Raw genomic sequence first — 22,054 nt, forward strand, 5'->3', positions numbered from 1 at the left:
GCAGGGTGTGTCCCCGGTCAACTGGAAGAAACGGGCCCGATAGGGCGGTCACTTACCGGCTCGCCCCGCCCTCCGCGTTGCCCGCGTTCCCACGGGACGACAAGGTGCTGGCCTGCCCCAGCTCCTCGACCGTCACGGGCGAGCCCTGGGACACAGGCGGCTGCCCCTTCAAGTAGAGGTCAGCCCGAAGGCTCATCTGGTAGGGCCCGCCCTGGGCTTTGGCGCTGATCGACCAGGCGTGAACCCGCAGGCCAGAGTCACGCACGACCGCACCAGCGAATTGGGCCAGCTGGCTCCACGTGCCGGTGGCGGTGACCTCGACCGTCACTCGGCCGTACAGCGTGTCGGTTGAAGGTCCCGGGTTTTGCGTTGCCTGACCTGAATCGCCGCCAGTCCCTTGCCGTGCCGCTGGATCTTCCCCCGACGCCGACACGTTCCCGGTCCCGCCACTTGCTGCCGCGGCCTCAACCGGCTGGTACGGTCCAAACACCATGGAGGTCAGGGACGCGCCCGTGGCCTCTGCCTGCTGTGCGAGCCATGTCACAACGCTTGGCAGTTCCTCGACGGTGACCAGGCCGCGCTCTTTTTCCTGTACCTGGGCCTGCAATTGCGGAAGCTCCCCTGCGAGTTGTGCGAGGGACTTCGCAACGGACTGGGCGTTATGAGCCGCCTGGAGGGCTGTGGCGCGCTCCTCTCGCAGCACAGTCCACCGCTGAATCTCCGGAATCACCATGAGGGGTAAGAAGGTCAAGGCGAAGACCACCGCGACGAGCAGGAGCCAGGGAGCCGTCCGCACCAGAGGTGAACGATGATTCAGGACGCCGGATCGCAAACCCACTGACAGGGGCGCCGAGGACGAACGCTGCGGACGCGCCGGCTCTTCAAACCCCACCGTCATCGCCGGCCGCCTCCTCAAGCCACGCTTCAACCTGGAAGGTTATAAGGCCTCCGCCCCCGGCCGCATCGGGGGAATCGCCCGCCAAAGCCTCGGGCCGCCCTGCCGTCGCCACGCGGACGTAACGGAACATTCCCCCGGCCTGAAGGGCTCGAACGTACCGCTCCACCCCGTCAAACGTCTGGGCCGTTCCCGTGATCAAGACGAACCCGTCTTCCGCGAGGTTGGCAGTCTGCACCGCCGCTCCCTCGGGCAGTGCTGCCGCCAGCTGCTCGGCCATTGCTTGGACGTTCGAATATCCCGTGGGTAGCGCGTTGAGGACTTCGAGCTGCCGAAGCAGGCGAGCCCGGTCCTGCGTGGTCCCTGCGTACCGTGCGGCTTCTGCCTGCCAGCGCGCCTCGTCCGACCGCAAGCCGTCGATTTGGCCCTGAATCCGGCTATTTTGAAGGGAAATCCCCAGCCATCCCAGCACCAAACAAACGTCGGTCAGAGCCACCAAGAGAAGGATGACCACCAGGAACCCTGCGACCCGCGCCCGGCGTGCCGGCAAAGCGGGGCGAAGGAGGTTCATGGCCGGAACGGTGGGTAGACCCCGGCGCGCCGCCCGGTGCGACCGGAGCCCGGTGGCCCGGGGTTCAAGGGCGGCGTTCTTCACGGCCTCACCTCCTGCATACCCACCGTCACCAAGTCGGGATCGGCGAAGTCTTCCGATGCAGCTCCGCTCGATGCAGGCCAGGCCTGCCCCCGCGACGCCGCCCACCGTACGGCGTGCCAGAGAGCCAGGCCCGCAGCGAGAACCGACGGCGCATCACATCGAGCCAGCGTCACCGCGGTCTGGCTGGCCCACCGGGCATCGCTGCGGGGATCGACGTCGAACCTTGATACGAGTCGTTCCACACCTTCCGTACCGGGCACCATCACCACGGTCCCGGCGGTATCGGATAGCGCCGCGACCAGGGCCGGCCACGCTGCACCGCCGCCGATCGCCCACACGTCGGCAGGCGTGCTCCCCGTTTCCTGCCGCGCCCGGCGGAAGAGTCGGGTCACGTCACCGATGAGCTCCGTCGCGGTCGCCGTCCTGACCAGGGCGGCGACGTCATGGCGAAGTTCGGTGGCACGGAGCTGACGCAGCTGGGTGACGGAAACGCCCAGTTGGGCGGCGAGTTCCGTTTCCAGAGCTCCGCTGCCCGCGGCGGAGCGGTGAAAGGCCACCGGGGCCCCGTCCGGTCCGATGACTAGCAGCCGGGTCGACGTGTGGCCAAGGTCGATGACGGCACACGAACGCCCAGGATCGGCAAGGAGCTGGAGGAACCGGGTGATACGCCACAACGTGACCCATTCGGGCTCTAGCGCCATGGGCCGGATGCCCCGTCGCGCCAGCTGGCGGTAGCGGGCGTCGATGACGGCGACCGGAGCGCCGGCGACGACGACCTGATCGTCCCGCCCCTCCGCGACATCGAGCCGGCCCGCTCGACCCAAGGGGCCCCCGGACCCGCCAGCGGCACCGGTCCCTCCGCCTCTACCCGGTAAGATCACGTAGTCAAACACGGCGTCTTCCACGGAGAAGGGAAGGATCCGCTGAAGTTCCCACTTCAGGGCCAACGGGAGTTCCCGGCGCGGTACGGGAGGCGCCGGCATGATGCGAAGGATCGCCTCGTCCCCGGGAAGGTTTGCTGTCACTCGTCCCTTGCTCCCGGGAGACACCCCCTGGACTCCGTCTTCAGGCGACCACCGCGCCCAGCGCACTCCGGTGCTCCCGAGATCCACGCCGAGCCCCGCAGATCGTCCTACATCGAGCCGGGTCACGATCCTCCGCCCGCCTCCTCCGTCCAGCCCAGTAGCACCAGCACTCCGGACCCGGGAACGTTGCCACCCAGATGAAAGAGAGGCCGCAGCGACCTCGGGTCCGTCGTGATCTCCCATGGCGCCTTCAGCAACCCGAGCCCTTCAAGTTCAATGTCCCCTGCAGAGACCAGAGAGCCCTCAATGGAGGTCTCCCCAACCGTCCCTACCACCCCACCGATTGCAAGGCGGATGTCCGGCGTCGGGTTATCTCGAGGGGGAACCCGGTACGGCGCCGCGAACACGGACATTGTACGCGAAGTCGGCCCGCGCACGACCAGGCTGAATTCGGTGATGTGCACGTCGTTGGACGGATCGTTGGCGGCATCAGGCTTCCGCTGGTCGTAGGTACAGCCCGGTAGAACCGGGGCGCAATCGGGCGTGTTCGTGTCCAGGGCGTAAAGCGCCATGGCACTGTTTGAATTCCAGTTGACCAAGTCCACGCTGGTCAGTTCGATACCCTTGCCCGCCACCACAATGCCGTCGCCCGTTCCACTTCCGCCATTGACGAACCGAAGCTGGTCCACGTTCACGCTTCCTGCGACGACCAGAACGGATCCCTGACTGACGTTCAACGTGCTGACGTCGACGTCACCGGTGATCCCTACCCACGGAGCGGTCACGTGGATGGATCGGCATTTGGGTTTGGATCCGATGTCGTACCACCCGGATACCGACATTTGGCACTCTGCACCGCTCATCTTGATCGGATTCGCTGGATTGGGAACCCGGGATGCGACGGCGGCATACGACAGCCGGGGCAAGGGAACCGCCCCCTGACGAACCCCCGTTAGTTGCTGTCGCCGGCTGACGTTTAGTTCTCTTCCATAAACGGCTTCGGGGGAAAACGTTACAGGTGCACAATAGAACGTAATGATGAAGTCGAAGCAGTTGTCGACCTTCAGGTCCCGACTGGCAACCGTTGGATGAAAGAAGGCCGAACCGACCGCGAGGCGAACGGTGCGGCGTTCCCCAGGTCGGCCCAGCGACCACCCCGTGCTCTCCAGCACGTAGGTTGTCTGCCCGCCGACCTCCCGGGACGCCAGCGTAACCTGGTATGCGCCCCTGCCTAACTGCCCTGTAACGGGCTGGCCGGACAAGAAAGCCTGGTTACCCTTCAACAGCTGATCCAAGCCTTCGGCAATACCCGCCTCCGCCGCGTAAAGAGCCGTCTGGCGGTGGGCCCGCTGGGTGGCAAAGGCGGTCTGTCTCGCCCACAGGACCATGTTGACGGACGCGATCAGGCTCAGGACGACCAGCGCGATGGCTGCCACCACGAGGGCCTGACCCTCCTGACCGCGCACCGCTCGCCTTCTGCGCCACGCCACCCCCGCTCCCCCTTTCCACGGCCACTGCTGCCCGCTGGCACCCTTGCCATCAGTTGCGGAGCGTGACCAGGCGCGACACCGGGTGCGGCACGATCCGCAGAACACCCTGGTGCGGCCCCGTGGGCGGCGCCGGGGTCAGGGTGAACTCTACGGCCACCACTTCGGCGCACGGCGGCAGGCCGTTTCCATTGCATCCGGACGCAGGTGCCGCTCCCTGGGCAGTGTGATACTGAAATTGCACGGTGGCAATCCGCACCTGGGAAACCAGCACCCGGGCGCCTGGGAGGTCCGATCCCTGGCAATCCGGCGGCGCCGGTGCCGCCAGCGGGACGACGACCAGCCTCCCGGCCCCGTCCACCTGAACCCGGCCCCGCCACGTGCGGGTGGTTTCCCGAACCCCGCACAGGACCAGCGAACTTCCGTTGCCTCCGCCAATGGCAGCCTGTCCCGCCCCACCGGCCTGGCGTATCAGGCGGGCCAGGGTGTCGGCTCCCAGATGGGAAGCCGCCACGTAATCCGAGGCGGCGCTGGTACGGGTTTCCACTGTAGCCGCCCAGATGAGCAAGGCGACGACGCCGGTGGCGATCACACCGGCGATGGCGATGGCGACAGCCACTTCGACCATGAGAAAACCGCGCTCGAGACGCCGTCTCGGTTCGCCCACGGCTCATCGCCCCTACCACGCCACGGTTGGTGGCGGTTCCGTCGTCCAGACTCCGGGACCGGCTTGGAGCTCGGACCTCAATGCAGAGTGACGGAGGCCGACGTGGTCAGTTCGTAGATCGCCGCACTTGCAATGCCGTGCTTGCTCGACGGGAAAACGGTAACCGAGATGGCCCGCCACGTGCTGTTGGGGTCGGCCGACCCTTCACCGCCACCGCCCGGCATTGCCACGAGGCGGTAACTGAGGTTGGGCCATCCTACGGCGTCACAATTCCCGTCCACCGGCTGGTCTGGAATCGGGGTGAGCCCGCCGCGTACCCGTTCCACCACGTAGGAGGCGCAGGTTACCGCTCCTTGGAGCAGGTCGGACCGGACCGACCCCTGGCGAAATCCCGCCATCGCCGCCAAAAAGGCCGTGGCGACAACCGTGAGGAGAAGCAGGGCGACCAGGACCTCGATCAAGGCCATGCCCCGCTGGGAAGCCTGAAATCCGGGGGGCGGACTCGTGTGCCAGCCGCGCCATCGACGAAACACGGGTACCGCCCCCTTTCTGCCCTACCGATCACCGTGCTGCGATGGGTGCTGGTGAATCATGAAGGGGGATTACAGGCGTCACCGCGATTCGTCGACACTTGCCCGTCCTGATCCAGCGTCCAACAGAGCGTCTCGCCACCGCTATTCAGATCTGTAGGCTGTGCGACAACGGTGATCTGCGTTCCGCCCCCTCGGGCCGTAAAGTCCCAGTTGGGCGGTGTGGGCTGGTCGATGCCGCTCGGCCACGTCCCGGATGGCTGAGGGAACTCGCCGTTTTGTAGGAAGTAACTCCATAACTCCGCCCTGACCATGCTCCACGCCTGTTGAGCCTCGGCTTCCCGGGCTCGAGCGACCATCCGCAGGTACGTGGGCACCGCTATGGCCACGAGGATGGCCAGAACCGCCAACACCACACCCAGCTCGATCAACGTGAAGCCCCGCTGTCGCCGAGTCCGGCACTCCTGCCGGCTACCGGCATCCCGGCCTGCACCCGGCCGGCTCATCCCCTTCATGCTCCTCCCTCCCCCAACGGTCTCCCCCGGGCCCGTCGCCCCGGCCGTACGGGCGGGTATCTGCACCCACTGGACCCGCCGCCCGGCAGAACGGGCCGATGTGCGGAACGGGGATTCGCCGCGACGAATCGGGTTCCTTCCGTCCTGAAGGCGGAGGGACCCCATAACGAAAACTTTTTACCAGCCCACTTGCGTAACGCTCGACATAAGCGTGAACATTGGCAGGAAGACGGACAGGGCAATGAACCCCACCACGCCCCCCATGAGGACCACCAGCACCGGTTCCAGCAGCGACGTAAGGGCGGCCAGTCGGTTGTCGGTCTCCTCCTCGGCCAGCGCGGCGGCCCGGTCCAGCAACTCGTCCAAAGCGCCGCTCCGCTCGCCGATGGCCACCAGGTCGACCACCAGGGCCGGGAAGATTCCGGACACCCGGAGGGCGGCCGACAGGCTGGCACCCCGTTCCACCCCCTTTCGCGTTTCCTCCAGGGCGACGCGAAAAACCTGGTTCCCGGCCAGCCGGCCCGCCGCGTCAAGTGCCTCGAGCAGCGGAAAGCCGCTGCGTACCATGGAGGCCAACCCGCGGGTCACGCGGGCCACCACCAGCGCCCTGGCCACCGGCCCGACCACGGGCGCCCGCAGGATCCAGCCGTCGACCCGCGCCCGGCCGGCGGGACTGCGGGCCCACAGCCAGGCCGCGGCGACCAGGGCCCCCAGAACCAGTACGGCGAGATATGCCGCGGCGGGCCGGTTCATCACCGTGACCCAAAAGCGGGTGGGCCACGGCAAGGGCACGTTGAACTGCTGGAAGATGCCCACGAAGGTAGGAACGATGAACGTCACCATCACGGCCACCACCGCCGCGGCCACCAGCAGCACGAACGCCGGGTAGGCCAGGGCCGAGCGGACCTTGCCCTCGACCTTCAGGCGACGATCCTCGTCGGCCGCCAGCCGGGCCAGGACCTCGTCCAGGCGCCCGGACAGCTCCGCCGCCCGCACCATGGCAACGTGGACGTCGTCGAAGGCCCCGCGGGCATGGGCCATGGCCTCGTGGAGCAACCGCCCGGACTGAACGTCCCGCAGGATCCCGGCCGCCACCTGCCGCAGCCGTCCCCGGCCCTGTTCGACCAGCGACTCCATGCACGCGCTCAGAGGAAGACCGGCCCGGATCATGGTCGCCAGCTGGCGGAAGAACACGGCCCGGTCGCGGGTGGCCAGGCCCGTGCGGTTCAGCCCCAGCAGATCCCGCACGTCGGCATCCCGCCAGCGGCTCTCGCGGCGGATGACCAGCGGGATGTATCCCGAGGCGTGGAGCAGGCCAAGCACCTGGGACACCGAGTCGGCCTCGATGCGGCCCTGAACCTTGCGGCCGCTGGCGCCATGGCGCGCCACGTAGTAAAAGCCCATAGCCGACCAGTCCTCCTTTCGATCCCAGGCGGTTCGCCCCCCGCTGGCGGGCGGGGCGGCCAGCCCCAATACAGCCATCCTGGAGGAGCCCCGGAGCAGCCGCCCCACGGGCGGCCCCGCGCAGCCCGTCCACGGGGCTGCGCCTGCCGATGGCCGCTGAAATCCGAGGCGGCATCTCCGTGAGGGAGATTCCCCCTTACGCCACCGGCGGCAGCCGATTCACGGCACCGTCACTCGCCGGGCAACCGCCCCGGGACGGCCCGGGACGACTGCGCGGCCTGGGACGCCGCTCCCGCCGGCGACATCCCAGCGTCCCAGGACGCCGCGGCGACTTGGGACACCGCACCGGCTTGCGCTGCCGAGGATACGGCCTTCTCCCACCCCGGCGTCTCCGTGACCCGTAGGACTTCCTCCACCGACGTCACACCGGCCAGGACCAGCTCCAGCCCTGCCTGACGCAGCGTGCGCATGCCGGCCGCCGCCGCCCGCCGGCCCAGTTCCGCCGCCGTCGCCCCGCGCGTCACCAGTTCCCGCAGCTCCGGGTTCATCACCATGAGCTCGGCCACGGCCTGGCGGCCGGCGTACCCACCCCGGCACTCCGGACAGCCGCCGGGCCGGTAGAGGAGGCCGCTCTCGGGTAACGCCACCCCCGCCCCTGCGAACACCGCCCGCACCCCCTCTCCGGGCTCATAGGGCTGCCGGCAGTGGGGGCACAGCACCCGCACCAGCCGCTGGGCCAGCACCGCCAGCAGGGACGACCCCAACAGGAAGGGTTCGATGCCCATGTCCACCAGGCGGGTCACGCTGGACGGGGCGTCGTTGGTGTGCAGGGTGCTCAGGATCAGGTGCCCCGTCAGGGCCGCCCGCACGGCCGTGTCGGCCGTCTCCCGGTCGCGGATCTCTCCCACCATGATCACGTCGGGGTCCTGGCGGAGGAAGTGGCGCAGGGCCACCTCGAAGGTCAGGCCCGCGCGGGGGTTCACCTGGCTCTGGCTGGCCCCAGGAATCTCGTACTCAACGGGATCCTCGATGGTCAGGACGTTGAGCCGGGTGCGGTCGATCTCCCGCAAGAGCGCCGCCAGGGTGGTCGACTTGCCGCTCCCCGTCGGTCCTGTCACCAGCAGGAGCCCGTAGGGCCGGCGCACCAGCTCCCGCAGCTGCTCGACCATCCCATCGGGTAGCCCCAGGGCGTCCAGGCGTGCCCCGCCCATGGCCCGGTCCAGCAGGCGGATCACCACCTTCTCCCCGTGGACGGTTGGCATCGTGGAGCACCGGCAGTCGAACTCGCGCCCCTCGACCACGATGCGGAACCGGCCGTCCTGCGGCAGACGCCGCTCGGCGATGTCCATGCCCGCCAGGACCTTGATCCGCGTGGTCACCGCGGCGTGCAGCGCTGCCGGCGGGCGCATCGCCACGTGCAACGTGCCGTCGATGCGGAAACGGATGGTGAAGGTGCCGTCGCCCGGCTCGAGGTGGACGTCCGACGCCTTCTGCCGCACCGCCTGCTCCAGCAGGTTCTGCACGAACTCGACCACGGGCGCCTGGGCTTCCGTGGCCACCACTTGCTCGGGACGAACCGGCCCCTGGCCCGGCCCGCCGGTCCGGTCCCCATCGCCCCGGCGGTCCCGTGGGCTGGCTCCCGCAGAACCCGGAAAGCCAGCCCAGCGCATGGCAGCGCCACTACCCGCCACTCCGGAAGATCCGGCCGACCCAACGCGACCGGGCACGCCTGTCGCCGGGGCCGTACCCAGGCCGTGTCCGGTGGCGGCGCCGCGGGCATCGTGCGGCGCCCCACCATCCGAGTCCATCCCGCTTGGTTCCCTGGCCACCCCGCCGCTTGCCCAGGCCGCCGGGTCGGCGCCCGGTTTGTCCCGGTACCGGTTCGCCTCACCGGATGCCGTGCCGGACGGAGCTGCGACGATCTCGCCTCGGGCCCCCACGCCACGGAACCCCTCGCCGCCAGCCTCGCCGGCGGCACCCCCGGGTCCCTCGCCTTCGCAGCCTGCTGGGGAAGCCGGTTCGTCCCAGGCCGGTTCGCCCCGGGGTGGCCGCTCACCCACGTCACCCCGCGTCGCCCTCAGGGCCCGTTCCGCCACCTCCAGCAGGCCGAAGATCCGCCCCACCGCCGCCTTGATCTCGTCCTCGTCGGCCAGGACCGGCTCCACGTCGCGCCCCGTCACCAGGCGGACCTGGTCCAGGGCCTCCAGGTCCGTGGGATCGGCCATGGCCACCACCAGGCGGCGGCCGTCGTCGTCGACCGGAAGAACCTGATACCGCCGGGCGACCCAGTCCGGCACGCGGCGGGCCACCGCCGGGTCCGGCGGGTTGCGGCGAAGATCCCACACCCGCACCGCCAGCTGGGCGGCCAGCGCTTCCTGGAGCTGGGCCCGGGTGATCCAGCCGTGGCGGAGCAGGATCTGCCCCAGCCGCCGGCCCGTCCGGCGCTGCTCCTCGAGGGCGGCCTGCAGCTGGTCCGGGGTGATCCAACCCCGCTCCACCAGGTAGTCGCCCAGCTGGCCGCGGAACAGCCATCGGGCCATGGTCCTCCCCCCACTCCCCACCGTCAAAGGCCTACCCCGTGCCGGGGCCGCCTCGGGCCTGCCGGTCCCTGTTCGTCTCGAGCCGGTCGTCCCGTCCGGGCCCGGGCCGCGCCCCCCTCGCAACCCGGGGTGCCTCACATCATCGCTTGGCACTGCTGCCTGCGGGGCGGGTCTTCAACCCGTGACCATGGCGGCGCCTACCCGGTCCCAAGCCCCAGGTACGCCTGCCACAGCCCCTCCCCAAAGAACCAGCCCACCAGCCCCCCGGCCGCCAGGAAGGGGCCGAAAGGGATCACGTCCCGGCGGCCCCGGCACCCGGTGAGCAGGAGAACGCCCGCCACCAGTCCGCCCAGGATCGCCGCGGTGAACAGGGCCACCGGCAGGGCCCGCGGCCCCAGGTAGAACCCGAGCCAGGCGGCCAGCTTGACGTCGCCGAAGCCCAGGCCGCCGCGGGAACCCCACCGCAAAATTTGGAAGATGAGTCCGCCGACGGCCGCCGCTCCGAGGGCGCGGGCCCAGGGCGCCCATCCCGGTGCCACGGCCGGCGGGCGGATGAAAGGCGCCGAGGGCGTGGCCGCGGAGGCAGGAGCCGGTTCGTCCGCACTCGGGACGGCAAAGGCTCCAGGACCAGGCCCCTCAAGGGAGGCCGGCGCCACCGGCGCGGCCAGCCACCCCGCCCACGGCCCGGGCACCACCAGGGCCAGGACCACCAGGGCCGCCCAGCCCAGCCCCGCCAGCAAGGCCACGTTGGGGATCAGCTGGCAGCGCAAGTCGACCCCGGTGACGGCGACCAGCACCGCGACAAACCCAAGGCCCAGCAACAGTTGCGCCGGGGTCCCGGCCGCTGCGGCGACGGCAGCGAAGAGCAATCCCGTGACCGACTCCACCAGGGGCGCCTGCCAGCCGATGGCGCCGCCGCAGGTCCGGCACCGGCCCCGCAGCACGATCCAGCTGGCCACCGGCACCATCTCCAGGGGGCGGAGGCGCCGGCCGCAGTGCTCGCAGCGGGAAGGCGGAAAGGTGACCGGTTCTTCCCGCGGCCACCGGTCGATGAAGGTGTTGAGGAAGCTGCCCACCGCCAGGCCGACGACCCCGGCCAGGACCGTGACGGCCGGCCCCACCGCTTGCCCTCCCCCTCTAGCCCACCTGCGTCCCGGATTGGCGCCCCTGGCACCCGTCCCCCGGGCCACGGCCTGGCCCGCGCCGCCGCGGCCCGACGGCGGCGTGGGGAGGCCTACCGCACCCCCACCCGCAGCAGCGCCTCCCGGGTCACCAGCCCCCGGGAGAGCAACTGGCCCGCACTCTCCCGCAGGGTGACCATGCCGTACTGGCGGGAGGTCTCCATCACCGCCACCAGCTGGGCCGTCTTGCCCTCCCGGATCAGGTTCCGCACCGCCGCGGTCCCCACCAGCAACTCCGCCACGACCAACCGGCCCCGCCCGTCGGCGGCCGGGACCAGCCGCTGGGCGATCACCCCTTCCAGCACCCCGGCCAGCTGGACCCGCACCTGGTTCTGCTGCTCCGCGGGGAAGACGTCGATGATCCGGTCGACGGCCTGGGGGGCGTTGGGGGTGTGCAGCGTGGCCAGCACCAGGTGCCCCGTCTCCGCGGCCGTCAGGGCGGTGGCGATGGTCTCCAGGTCCCGCATCTCCCCGACCATGATGACGTCGGGGTCTTCCCGCAGCGCCGCCCGCAGCCCGGTGGCGAAGGTGGGCACGTCGAGCCCCACCTCCCGCTGGTTGACCAGGCTCAGGCGGTGGCGGTGCAGGTACTCGATGGGGTCTTCCAGCGTCACGATGTGGACCCGGCGGGTGCGGTTGATCCGGTCGACCATGGCCGCCAGGGTGGTCGACTTCCCGCTGCCCGTGGGCCCGGTGACCAGCACCAGCCCCTGGGACAGCTCGCAGAGGCCGGCCACGGCCGGCGGAAGGCCGAGTTCGTCCAGATCGGGGACGGTCATGGGGATTAAGCGGAAGGCCGCGGCCAGGCTCCCCCGCTGCCGGTAGACGTTGGCCCGAAACCGGCCCACGCCGGGCAGGCTGTAGGCGAAGTCGACCTGGCCGTCCCGCTCCAGCCGCTGCCGCAGCCCCTCATCCAGGATGGGACGAACCAGCGCCTCGATCTCCTCCGGGCGCAGCCGCGGCCCCTGCAGGTCCGTCAGCTCCCCGTTGACCCGCACGACGGGGGGCGATTCCACCGTCAGGTGAAGGTCCGAGGCGCCGTACTCGGCGGCGGTGCGGAGCCACAGGGCCAGCTCGGGTGCGTCCACGTCTTCTACCTCCAGGTGCGAGCGGGTGGGGTCCGGGTCGAACCGGCGCCCTACCGGCCATCCGCCGTGACGTTCTACCGTGATGTAAGCAGCAGATGAAAGACGCTGGCGCCAAATATTCGGCGGCCGGCAGGGGGATTCCTGTCGAAACCAAGATGTAGCCAGCGAGATGGCCGGTGTTGGGACGATCGCGAATGGCATCGCGCCAGCTCTTGGAGACCCCCCTTCCATGGCGATCGCCGGGTGGCTGGCGACCTTGGCCAGACTGGGCCAACCTAAACGGGTTGCGGGCGAGGGGTTAGCCCTCGCCCGCAATGCATGACCTCGGCCCGCCTCTCATCGTTGGCCTGTTAACTTGTTCACCTCTTGTTCACCTCACCCTTGCGATGCGACGGCCCTCGCGCCGTCATTGTTGATCTTCACGAAGCCACGCCTCGAGGAAGCGGACGACGATGGAGGCTGTTTCGGCGCGGGTCGCGGTGCGATCCAGCACCAGCTCGTCACGCCGCACGCCCCGAACGACCCCCGCCTTTACGGCCGTGGCCACTGCCTCGCGGGCCCACATCGGCACCGCAGAGCCGTCCTTGAACCGCGACAGGATCTCGGCAACTTCCGCCTCACTCAAGCTGAATCCGTGGGTCTTCAGGGCTCGCCCGATCATCACCGCGAGCTCGAGGCGGCTCATCTGGCGATTCGGTTCGAACTGGGACGCGGAGACGCCACGCACGATGCCCGCCTTGTACGCCGCGCCCGCGACCCCTTCCCAAGCAGGGCTGAGGTCCTTGAACCGCTGCGCAGCCTGGGCGTCTGGCTCAAGACCCAGAGCCCTTGTCAACATGGCGACGAATTGGATCCGGTTCACGGCTCGGTCGGGCCCGAAGGTGGACGCGTCAAACCCGTTGATGATGCCATGGGCATACGCTGCTTCGATGTTCCGACGGGCCCAGTGCCCCTTGACGTCGGTAAAGGACGACTGTCGAGCCGCAACCACGTAGCGGCTGAAATGCCTGAGCGCAGCGGTCAAGCCCTGTTCACCCGACGGCCACGAGGGCACCGGAACCAGCGAACCATCGTCCTTCTGATACCAGAGCCCAACGACGACGGGGTCGCCCGTCCAGGTAATCGGAACGGTGATCGTCACCGGTTCGGGCAGCTTGCTGACCGCTACCGGTTCACTGTCGGGTACCGCCACTTCAAGTTTAATCTCGTACAGACCGCCGGCTGCGGCAAATCCCGCAGGCAGACGGGCCGGTTCGGTCTCCTTCACCGTAAACCGGATCTGGGCATTGGCATTGCCGGCTATAGCGGCGAGGTACGGATTCAGCTCGGCCAGCTGGCCGCGGTCCAGATTGGCCACAGGCAGGTTGACCTCAACCGCACCGTAGTCGAACCGGACGGCCTCCTTGCCGGAAGAAGCCAACAATTCGACTACGTTCGAGGGGATCACCACCGGCTGGTCCGCCGGGATCTCGAAGGAAACTTCGGTCCCCGGGGTGTCAATCACCTCGGCGACACGATCCGGCTCGAGCAGCGTAACCTCGTCCGAACCCGTTCCGGGCGCCGGTGCCGGGGCCGGGGCCGGGGCCGGCGACGGTTGGGGACCAGGTCCCGGTTGGGGCGTAGGACTCGGTTCAGGTTCCGGTTCAGGCTCGGTGTCGGTCACCGCCCGCGTGAGGTTGCCCAAGTCCACGTCGTCGCCCCAGCCAACGGAGAATACCTCACCGAGGGGCGTTTCATCCTCCAACTGGAGGTAGAAGGAGCCCGGCATGGTGTAGAGGGTGAACTGCCCTTCCTCATCCGTATATGTCGTCTGGGTCCGCACCCATGGTTCATCAATGTCGGGCCATATTTCGACTCCAGCGCCTTGCACCGGCGCCCCATCCTCTTGCACGACACGCCCTGTGACCCGGGCCGGCTCCCTTAGCTCCAGATCGAAGCCCTCAACAGGATCCATCAGGTCAAGGTAATCAAAGTAGGTGTAGGAGATGTAGTCCCCATCATCCAGCAGCTTGTAGGGATCGGTGAACACCATGTAGCGGCCACGCGGAAGCCCATTGAGTCGCCATTCACCCACGTCTCCTGGGTACCATACCGGCGCTTGCCAATACGGCTCATCCAAGGTATCTACGATCCAATCACACGGCGTTTCCTGACCGCCGTCGCCCTCCAAGCCCCGCACGAACTCCATGCGGACCCAGTCAGCCATCCACACGTTAGATACAGGGGGATCCGACCAGGGTTGTGCCCCGGTCACCTGACCGCTAGTCGTTAGACATTGGTCATCCCATGGGTATAGCTCCGGCAAGGTAACGGTTCCGTCCACATCCAGCTGGCCGCCAATCGATTGTATCCATCCTTGATCATCCCGGTAGTATAAGAACTCAACGTCGTACCTTCCTTCCGGAAGGAGGACAGAATAGAGGGCGGGTTCTGTGGCGTAGTCCACTGCGAACCACCATCGACGAATCAAGCCATCAGCACTTTCATCAAGAGGGGTAAAGAGGATACTGCCGGAATATTCCGCGAAACCAAGGCCAATCTCACCCTGCACACCGTCTTTGCCTTCAGGAATGTTCTCATCCACTACAACTTCCACTTGTTCGTCTTCATCGATCCAGAGTTCTTGTTCGAACCCAAGGCCATTGGCCCAGTCTCCGTCTTGATCCACGCTTATCCAGTAACGTCCTTGCGGCAGATCGTTGAAAATGGCGCGCCCATGGTCACCAGTCGTCGCCTCCTCCGCCACGATCCACCGCTCTTCGTCAGGGAGCCAATATTCCACCAAGACCCCGGCGCCGCCGACCGGCTTCCCGAGACCGTCCTTTACATCAACGGTCAGGCTGCGATCCCCAGGCGGCAGAGGCTGCCGTCCTTCTTCGCCAGTGAGATCGACCTCTCCCAAGTCTACGACTTGGCCGGCCTGATCCCCTGTGACCGTGAGCGACTGGCACCCTGCGGCCTGAATGCAAATTTCGAGGTTTCCTTGCGGCACAGTCATCTCAAAGGCGCCGTTATCGTCAGTCTGTGCATAAGAAACCCCGATCCCAAAGCGATCGAACCTTTCCAGGACATATATCTGTCGCTCCACAGCCGGTTGACCGGCGATCATCGCGACACCCTTGACGGTGGCCGGCTGGGGAACCTCAAGGCTCACCTCGTTCTGCCCTTCCGCCAGATTCACTCCATCCGTCAGGACGTCGCTCCACCAAGGGCTCTCAGAGTCCTGGGTTCGAACTATCGCGGCGTACATGCCCGGAGCCAGGCCGTTGAGCACGACACGATGACTGGATGGGTCGACCGAACCGGACCATGTTCCAGCATCTAAGATCCCGTCGTCTCCCGATGCTGCAAGGTTATGGCATGGCGATGCGGATGAGGTATTGACGGGCCATAACTCGACCACAACACCGGAGCTTTTGAAGCCACTGGGAATTGCCACGGTGGCGTTAATGTCGCTACATCCCGCCACTCCTTCTTTTGCGTACACGGTCGGCATAGCGACAATGTCCTGGTCGTGAAGACCAATAATCCTTGTGTATATCGTTGTCCCATATTCGACCCTATATTCGTAAACACGATTCTCCGCCAATGTTTGTAACTCAATGGAATAACTACTGATATCATTTGTGCTCCACCAATAGGATCCATCCGAAACGGTTAAAGTCGCGCTACCGTCAATTTCGCCTTCAATACCAGCCTTCTTGGCGCTATCGAGGACCAATACAACCTCGTTGCCTTCATCTAAATCCAACCAGACGTTTTTCCCAGCTGTCAAACCGAGATTTGTATCCGTGGCCGCAACCCAATACGCGTCGCCTGCGATATTCTCAAAGACGACCAGCCCTTCGTCATTTGTAGTGGCCTCTTGCACAGCCTGGGCTGTTGTTCCTGGATTCACCCAGCCCTCACCAAGGCGTACAGGAACCTCGGGTCGCCCTTGCCCGTCCGCATCGACGACGCGAACGAGGAGGTTGGTCGGCGGGGCCACCTCCTCGGCGAAGGCCATGGGAATGGCCACATTGAGTGCCACGACGAGGATGGAGATGACCGACATGATCCCCATCCTGGTGCGCAACGTGAGCACCTTGCCTGGTCCCCCTCCCTGGGTGGATTTCGGGGGACATTATTCCACGGGGTTCGATAACCTCCTTCAGCCAATACTGATAGTTGATGGCTTGATCTGAAAATATTTTTAAATGGATTGGACGAATTGTCTCGTTATGTCAGTCTTTTACTCTGCGGTCGAGGACTGTCGACCGCCATGATACATCGAGTGCCCCCTTGTCTTTCCTGCCGCCGAACGAGCCAGGCGCTGGATCAGGATCGGCATCACGCGCCTCGTGCCCTTCAGGTAGGAGCCGACCGGTCAGGTCTCAAAAGCGACGGAGCCAGGCAACCTGTAACAACAGGTTGGCAACCCGGCTCCGTCCGTAGTAATAAACACATCCTGGTACGTACCCTGGCTGGTCGTCCGCCTTTAGCGCTCATAAAACAGCGGCGGCTCAATGCCCAGCTCCCGCAAATACACGTACCCCTGCCCGCGGTGGTGGATCTCGTTCTCCAGGGCGTACACCAGCCGCTCGAAGTGGCTCTGCGGCGGTCCTCCGAAGAAGGGATCCGGTTCGACCTGCAACAGGCGCCCGGTCGTGATCCGGGGCCACAGTTCCCTCGTGCGGGCGCGGACCTGCTCGCAAACCGCTAGAAGTTCGGCCTTGGTACGGGCATTGTCCGCCACCTTGCCGAAAGACCACTCGCCCAGGGCGATGCCGCGCACGTAATCGTCCTCGATGTTGAGGATCTCCTGCACCATCTCGCCGAAGGGGCGCAGGACCTCCACGGGCTTGTAACTGAAGAGGGCGTCGTCGGGGAAGGCCTGGATCACCCGCAGGGTGAGGCGGCGATTGCTCTCCAGGATGTCAAGCAAACCCGCGGGATCCAGCAGAGGAACGTGGTGCCGGCGGTCGTCCTGCCCTTCTTCCGTCACGCCCTTCCCTCCCTTCCGGTTCGGCCCCGTTCCGGTTCAACCCCGTCACTGGCCCCCGCCACGGGGTCTGCGTCACTCGACCGGGTCACCGTTCGATCCCAGGCGGGCCAGTTCCTGGTCGACCTGTTCCAGAATGTCCCCGGCCACTCCGCGGAGGACGAGTCCCGCCTGCTCATCCAGGGGCGTCGGGTCGCGGTTGACGATGGCCAGCACAGCCTCGCCGGCGGCCGCCCGGCGTACCACCAGCTCGGGAAGGGACGCGGCGGGATAAACCTCAAGGGACGAACCCACCACCAGCATCAAGTCGCAGCGAAGGGCCTCCTGGTGGGACTGCTGCCACACCGCGGCAGGCAGGGACTCGCCAAACAGCACCACATTCGGCCGCAGGCGGCCCCCGCAATCGCAATAGGGCCGGCTGAGGAAGGCCTCCGAGGGCTGGGTTCGTCCGCAGCGCTGGCAGCGGCAGGTCCGCAGGTCACCGTGCAGCGGCAGCACCCGGCGCGATCCCGCCTGCTGGTGGAGGCCGTCGACGTTCTGGGTGATCACCGCCTTCAGCCATCCGGCCGCCTCCCAGCGGGCCAGAATCCGGTGGACCCGGCTGGGTTGCACCCCCTTCAGCGCCTCGATCCGCTGGCGGTAAAAGGCGACAAACTCGTCGAAGTGGCGTTCCATGAACGCCAGGCTGGCCATGTGCTGGGGCACCCGCCGCCACAGGCCCTGCGAAGAGCGGAAGTCGGGCAGGCCCGATTCGGTGCTGGCCCCGGCGCCGGTGAAGGCCACCATGTAGCGCGCCCTCCGGACGAGGGTCGCCAGGCGCTGGATGTCACCGGAAGAAGCCACGGCCTGCCCTCCGCTATGCCCAGACCCGACGGACGCCCCGTGGTCCTGGTCCATCCGCCCACCGCCTCCCACCGCACGCCCCCTACCCCCGTCCGGGATCCCGTCCGGGCGGCTCGACCCCGGCCTGGTCACCCGTGGGGGAAAACCCAGGACCCCGGTGACGCCAGCGCACCATGGCTGAACGCCATGGCTTCGATGGCCAGGCGAGCCGCCAGGAGAGCCGTCATGCCCCCAGGGTCCAGGTACGGGTTGACCTCCACGATGTCGATGCCCACCACCCGGGCGCGGCTCGCCGCTAGGCGCAGGATCTCGCGGACCTCTTCATAGGTCAAGCCGCCCGGTTCGGGGCTTGACGTGCCCGGGGCGACCGCCGGATCCAGGCCGTCGATGTCCAGGCTGATGTAGAGCGGCTCGCCGGGGGGAATGGCCGCCAGGAAGGGCACCAGCGGGTTCGCGTCGTCGCCTGGTGCGGGTGGCCGACCCAGCCGGCTGCCGGCCGGCTCCCCTCCGCCCGGGCTGGTCCGGCCGTGTGACCCTGTCCCTCCGGCCGGGCCGGCCCCGGCGCCAGAGCCTGTCGCTCCGCCCACCCTCGCCCCGGCGCCAGAGTCCGCCGCGGTACCCGGGTGCGGCCCACCGCTCGGCCCCACCCCCGCGGGGATGGCCGCTCGCCGGGCCCACGCCGCCCGCCACTCCCCCATGGTCACGATGCGGTTGCCCCGCCGGGCGGCGGCCGCGTAGGCCTCGGGGCTCGTGCGGATGCCGCGGACGCCGATGACGGTGATGGTCCCCACGTACGGCAGTTCGGCCGCCCGGCGGAAGGGGCTCGAGTTGGACCGGAGGAACCCGGCCACATCGGCGGAGAAATCCAGGTGAGCATCAATCTGGAGGATGTGCAGCCGTCCCCCGCCGTTCCCTTGGCTGCTCCCCAGGCCGCCCCCTTCATCCCCGTACCGCGCCGCCGACCCCGGACCGGCCGAAGCCTGCAGCAGCTCGCCGTACGCCCGCAACACAGGATAGGTGATGGAATGGTCACCCCCCAGCACCACCGGCACGGCGCCGGCCCGCAGGGCAGCCCCCACCAGGGCGGCGACGCTGCGGTCCAGGTGCTCCAGGTCGGTGTAGAGCGGATCGGCGTCACCCAGGTCGACCAACCGGCAGCCCTCAAGATACCAGCGGTCGTCCTGGATGTCCCAGTAGCCGGGGTTGTCCGGCCCCCAGGGGAGGGCGTAACGGGTGGAAAGATCGCGGATGGCCCGGGGCGCCAGCCGCTGGCCCGGGCGGAAGCCTACGGCCGCGTCGAAGGGGACTCCGATGACGGCAAAATCGACCTGGCCGGCTTGCAGCGCCTCGGGGGGCACGTAGGGCGCCCGGGCAAAGGTGGCAATGCCGGTGAAGGGCATTCCGGCCCTTGGCTGCTGCGGCACCTGCACCGCCGCTCCCCCCTCCTCTGCTTGCCCTCACCCCGCTACCGCCGGGCTGCGTAGCGTATGGTGGTAACACGCTAAGCATAGTCTCCTACTGCCTGTGAGTCGTAGGACTCGACAACTCGAGAAGGAGGAGGGTACCATGAAGCCAGGAGGTGGCTCTCGGGTGGCCCTCGTCAAAGTCCTCCCGAAGGGACAGATTACCCTGCCGAAGATGGTCCGGGATCGGCTGGGCATCGCCAAAGGCGACCACGTCCTCCTCGAAATCGTGGACGACCGGGAAGTGCGTCTTCGTGCGCTTCCCAGGCGCACCACCCTCCTCGACGTCGGCCAACTCGTCCGCGCGCAGCGGCTGCTGGATGACGGCGTCGTGCGCCGGGCCATCGAGGAGGGCCGGCGGGGAGCCGGCCACGACCGTGCCCGAGTGAAGTTGTCTTCGACGGGCCCGCAGGAGCCGTCCTCATAGGTCATGGCGACTTGGTTGCTTGATACCAACATCGTGCTATATCTCCTCACCCGCCAAGATCAGCTTGAGAAGGCGCGCCGACGCGGGTCCGAGGCAGAAGCCCACCTGCGTGCTCTTTACACTGCCCTTGATCAATTCATTGCAGACCGGCTTGCCGCCGGGGACCGGTTCGTCCTGACCCCTGTGGTCATCCAGGAGACGCTGAACGTCTTGCAGTACTCCGAAGTCTTCGGGCTTCAGGCTCAGGAGGCTGCACAAGTCGTTCTCGCACTGGTGCAAGCCCGAGAGCTTGAGTGCGAGGAACGGGAGTGCATCGTGGTCGCCCTGGGGCGCCAGGCCTCCGGCGAGGAGCCGTTCCCCGACGCCTATCTCGCCTGCCGTACGCAGGAGGACGAAGTGCACCTGTTGACCAACGATCGGCGGCTGCACGAGGCGATGGGGCAAAAGTCCGTCCTCCTGCGAGAATTGATCGGTGGGTAGGGGCCTACTTCCACCCCGCCTTGGCATCCGGCCCGTCCCTGCCACTACACCCCCACCACCCGCCCCGCCTTGACCACCGCCACCACCGGCACCGTCCCCAGCCGGTAGGCCAGGTGCTGGTACGACGACGCCTCGATCACCACCAGGTCGGCCTGCTTCCCGGGCTCCAGGCTTCCCAGGCGCCGGGCCCGTTCCACCGCCCAGGCGCCGCCCAGGGTCGATGCCACCAGGGCCTCGGCAGGGGTCATCCCCATCCCCACGCAGGCGATGGCCATCACCAGAGGCATGCTGCCGGCCGGGTGGCTGCCCGGATTGTAGTCCGTGGCCAGGGCGACGGGAACGCCCGCCTCGATGAGCTTGCGGGCGGGGGCGTACGGCTCCCGCAAAAAGAAAGCCGTACCCGGCAGCAGGGTGGCGATGGTGCCCGCCTCCCGCAGCCGGGGGATGTCCTCGTCCCGCACGTGGAGCAGGTGGTCCGCCGATACCGCCCCCACTTCGGCCGCAAGCCCCGCTCCGCCCAAGGGGGTGAGCTCATCCACGTGGAGGCGGATGCGGAAGCCCAGCCGCCGGGCCGCCTCCACGATCCGCCGGGTCTGTTCCAGGTCGAACACGCCCTGCTCGCAGAAGACGTCGGCATACTCGGCCAGGCCTTCCCGCGCCACCGCGGGCAGCATCTCCTCCACGATCCGGTCGACGTACTCGTCCGGACGGCCCCGGTACTCCGGGGGCACCGCGTGGGCCCCCAGGAAGGTGGCCACCACCTCGGGAAGAACCAGCCCCCCGGCGCAGCCGGTGCCGGGCACCCGGGCGGCAGCCGGTCCGGCGGCCACGGGTCCAGCGGCAGGAGCGGCTACGGGGGCGGCAGATCCGGCAGCCGCACGTGCCCGGGGGGTGCCGGTAGTCGGTCGGGCATGGCCCGGACCGGCAGCGGTCCAGGTTGCGGCCGCACCGGCCGTGCCGGCAGCTGCCCCGCGACCAGCAGTTCCGCCACCAGTGAATCCAGCGCCAGCCGCGCCGTCGCCGGCGTGAACGTCGCTGCCCCTACCCGGCCCCCCGCTTCCTGTGGCGCCGGGCCGGTTCGTTCGGAGCCGCGGGCCATGAGCAGGCTCGCCTGCCCCGCCCCCCAGGGGCCAGGTGCCGTCCAGGTCGTCGGCCGGATCGGCGGCCCGGCGGATGGCCCGCAGCATCTTCAGCTCGTCGGCGGTGGTCAGGCCGTAGCCGCTCTTGACTTCCACGGTCGTCGTGCCCATCCGAAGCACCTCGAGGAGCCGCCGGCGCAGGGCGACGGCGAGCTCGACCTCCGACGCGGTCCGGGTCTTTCGCACCGTGTCGAGGATGCCGCCCCCCGCCGCCAGGATCTCTTGGTAGCTGGCCCCGGCCAGGCGCCGCTCGAACTCCTCCGCCCGCCAGCCGGCAAAGCAGAGGTGGGTGTGGGGGTCGACGAACCCCGGCAACACGGTGCAGCCCGATGCGTCCAGCACCTCGGCCGGGTCGAATCGCCGCGCCAGGTCGGCGTAAGGCCCCACGGCCACGATCCGCCCGTCCCGGACGGCCACGGCGCCCTCCGGGATCACCTGCAGGCGACCCTGCTCGGGTCCGGCCGGCGGGCAGCCCGTTCCCACCGGCGTGGCCACCTGGGCCGCCGGGCCGACCAAGAGATCGACGGGTTCGCGGGGTTGTCGCACGACCATCGCTCCTTTGTGGCCAACGTTCCTTTGTGAGGCGTTCCCGGTGCGGCCGGGCGGCAAGAGCAGAACCGCAGGCGCTTCGACCAGCGAACGCACCACCCGGACGGGTCGCCGCTGCCCAGCCGGGGCCCAGGCCTGGTCGCATGCCGGGACCCAGGCCTGGTCGGATGCCGCGGCGCAGCCCT

General features: G+C 68.1%; 18 protein-coding genes. 2 read left to right on the top strand and 16 right to left on the bottom strand.

The annotated features are described in order from the left end of the window. Nucleotides 1-52: 52 nt before the first annotated feature. From THESUDRAFT_RS07415 to THESUDRAFT_RS12340, 15 genes are all read right to left on the bottom strand, one after another. Nucleotides 53-898, bottom strand: coding sequence for a hypothetical protein (locus THESUDRAFT_RS07415; RefSeq protein ID WP_006904153.1), 846 nt, complete (start codon nucleotides 896-898; stop codon nucleotides 53-55). After that, nucleotides 882-1,550 (bottom strand): PilN domain-containing protein, encoded by a 669-nt coding sequence (locus THESUDRAFT_RS07420; protein ID WP_006904154.1) that lies wholly within the window; start codon nucleotides 1,548-1,550, stop codon nucleotides 882-884. Before THESUDRAFT_RS07420 ends, THESUDRAFT_RS07415 begins: the two co-directional genes overlap by 17 nt. Continuing rightward, nucleotides 1,547-2,575 carry a type IV pilus biogenesis protein PilM gene (locus THESUDRAFT_RS07425; RefSeq protein ID WP_242823276.1) on the bottom strand — a complete coding sequence of 343 codons (1,029 nt, stop codon included), beginning with the start codon at nucleotides 2,573-2,575 and terminating at the stop codon, nucleotides 1,547-1,549. The genes THESUDRAFT_RS07420 and THESUDRAFT_RS07425 overlap by 4 nt, the downstream gene beginning before the upstream one ends. 122 nt (nucleotides 2,576-2,697) lie before the next feature. Then, complete coding sequence (locus THESUDRAFT_RS07430; protein WP_006904156.1) at nucleotides 2,698-4,014, bottom strand: hypothetical protein; 1,317 nt, start codon at nucleotides 4,012-4,014, stop codon at nucleotides 2,698-2,700. A gap of 100 nt (nucleotides 4,015-4,114) precedes the next feature. Next, a complete protein-coding gene (locus tag THESUDRAFT_RS07435) occupies nucleotides 4,115-4,729 on the bottom strand; it encodes a type IV pilus modification PilV family protein (RefSeq protein ID WP_242823277.1) in 615 nt (204 codons plus the stop codon). A gap of 77 nt (nucleotides 4,730-4,806) precedes the next feature. After that, nucleotides 4,807-5,262 carry a prepilin-type N-terminal cleavage/methylation domain-containing protein gene (locus THESUDRAFT_RS07440; protein ID WP_006904158.1) on the bottom strand — a complete coding sequence of 152 codons (456 nt, stop codon included), beginning with the start codon at nucleotides 5,260-5,262 and terminating at the stop codon, nucleotides 4,807-4,809. A gap of 56 nt (nucleotides 5,263-5,318) precedes the next feature. Next, complete coding sequence (locus THESUDRAFT_RS07445) at nucleotides 5,319-5,774, bottom strand: type IV pilin protein (protein WP_006904159.1); 456 nt, start codon at nucleotides 5,772-5,774, stop codon at nucleotides 5,319-5,321. A 177-nt stretch (nucleotides 5,775-5,951) separates the two neighbouring features. Further along, a complete protein-coding gene (locus THESUDRAFT_RS07450) occupies nucleotides 5,952-7,178 on the bottom strand; it encodes a type II secretion system F family protein (protein WP_006904160.1) in 1,227 nt (408 codons plus the stop codon). Between the two features lie 230 nt (nucleotides 7,179-7,408). After that, entirely contained in the window at nucleotides 7,409-9,718 is a 2,310-nt protein-coding gene (locus tag THESUDRAFT_RS07455) for an ATPase, T2SS/T4P/T4SS family (protein WP_006904161.1), read from the bottom strand. 197 nt (nucleotides 9,719-9,915) lie between these two features. Beyond that, nucleotides 9,916-10,839 carry a prepilin peptidase gene (locus tag THESUDRAFT_RS07460; protein ID WP_006904162.1) on the bottom strand — a complete coding sequence of 308 codons (924 nt, stop codon included), beginning with the start codon at nucleotides 10,837-10,839 and terminating at the stop codon, nucleotides 9,916-9,918. A gap of 113 nt (nucleotides 10,840-10,952) precedes the next feature. After that, a complete protein-coding gene (locus THESUDRAFT_RS07465) occupies nucleotides 10,953-11,987 on the bottom strand; it encodes a type IV pilus twitching motility protein PilT (protein WP_006904163.1) in 1,035 nt (344 codons plus the stop codon). Nucleotides 11,988-12,393: 406 nt separating this feature from the next. Continuing rightward, nucleotides 12,394-16,041 (bottom strand): S-layer homology domain-containing protein, encoded by a 3,648-nt coding sequence (locus tag THESUDRAFT_RS15040; protein ID WP_156821758.1) that lies wholly within the window; start codon nucleotides 16,039-16,041, stop codon nucleotides 12,394-12,396. A gap of 423 nt (nucleotides 16,042-16,464) precedes the next feature. Then, nucleotides 16,465-16,971: a DinB family protein gene (locus tag THESUDRAFT_RS07485; protein WP_006904165.1), complete on the bottom strand. Its 507-nt coding sequence runs from the start codon at nucleotides 16,969-16,971 to the stop codon at nucleotides 16,465-16,467. A gap of 72 nt (nucleotides 16,972-17,043) precedes the next feature. Beyond that, nucleotides 17,044-17,811, bottom strand: coding sequence for an SIR2 family NAD-dependent protein deacylase (locus tag THESUDRAFT_RS07490; RefSeq protein ID WP_242823279.1), 768 nt, complete (start codon nucleotides 17,809-17,811; stop codon nucleotides 17,044-17,046). A 128-nt stretch (nucleotides 17,812-17,939) separates the two neighbouring features. Further along, nucleotides 17,940-19,241, bottom strand: a complete 1,302-nt coding sequence (locus tag THESUDRAFT_RS12340) for an arginase family protein (protein ID WP_006904167.1) — start codon at nucleotides 19,239-19,241, stop codon at nucleotides 17,940-17,942. 160 nt (nucleotides 19,242-19,401) lie between these two features. Between THESUDRAFT_RS12340 and THESUDRAFT_RS07500 the strand changes: the two genes are divergently transcribed. Both THESUDRAFT_RS07500 and THESUDRAFT_RS07505 read left to right on the top strand, forming a co-directional pair. Next, nucleotides 19,402-19,701 carry an AbrB/MazE/SpoVT family DNA-binding domain-containing protein gene (locus THESUDRAFT_RS07500; RefSeq protein WP_242823280.1) on the top strand — a complete coding sequence of 100 codons (300 nt, stop codon included), beginning with the start codon at nucleotides 19,402-19,404 and terminating at the stop codon, nucleotides 19,699-19,701. Between the two features lie 3 nt (nucleotides 19,702-19,704). Continuing rightward, nucleotides 19,705-20,181, top strand: a complete 477-nt coding sequence (locus THESUDRAFT_RS07505) for a type II toxin-antitoxin system VapC family toxin (protein WP_006904169.1) — start codon at nucleotides 19,705-19,707, stop codon at nucleotides 20,179-20,181. 44 nt (nucleotides 20,182-20,225) lie between these two features. Here the strand turns inward: THESUDRAFT_RS07505 and THESUDRAFT_RS13920 are convergent, their stop codons facing one another. Then, the gene (locus THESUDRAFT_RS13920; RefSeq protein WP_051009263.1) at nucleotides 20,226-21,866 is read right to left on the bottom strand and encodes an imidazolonepropionase; all 1,641 of its coding nucleotides are present in this window, start codon (nucleotides 21,864-21,866) and stop codon (nucleotides 20,226-20,228) included. Nucleotides 21,867-22,054 lie beyond the last annotated feature (188 nt).

Source organism: Thermaerobacter subterraneus DSM 13965, assembly GCF_000183545.2.
Classification (GTDB): Bacteria; Bacillota; Sulfobacillia; order Thermaerobacterales; family Thermaerobacteraceae; genus Thermaerobacter; species Thermaerobacter subterraneus.

What these genes read in the sequence shown, in the direction of transcription:
- THESUDRAFT_RS07415 (WP_006904153.1), bottom strand. Translation starts at nt 898, where the DNA reads ATGACGGTGGGGTTTGAAGAGCCGGCGCGTCCGCAGCGTTCGTCCTCG.
- THESUDRAFT_RS15040 (WP_156821758.1), bottom strand. Translation starts at nt 16,041, where the DNA reads ATGTCGGTCATCTCCATCCTCGTCGTGGCACTCAATGTGGCCATTCCC.
- THESUDRAFT_RS07445 (WP_006904159.1), bottom strand. Translation starts at nt 5,774, where the DNA reads ATGAAGGGGATGAGCCGGCCGGGTGCAGGCCGGGATGCCGGTAGCCGG.
- THESUDRAFT_RS07505 (WP_006904169.1), top strand. Translation starts at nt 19,705, where the DNA reads ATGGCGACTTGGTTGCTTGATACCAACATCGTGCTATATCTCCTCACC.
- THESUDRAFT_RS07455 (WP_006904161.1), bottom strand. Translation starts at nt 9,718, where the DNA reads ATGGCCCGATGGCTGTTCCGCGGCCAGCTGGGCGACTACCTGGTGGAG.
- THESUDRAFT_RS07450 (WP_006904160.1), bottom strand. Translation starts at nt 7,178, where the DNA reads ATGGGCTTTTACTACGTGGCGCGCCATGGCGCCAGCGGCCGCAAGGTT.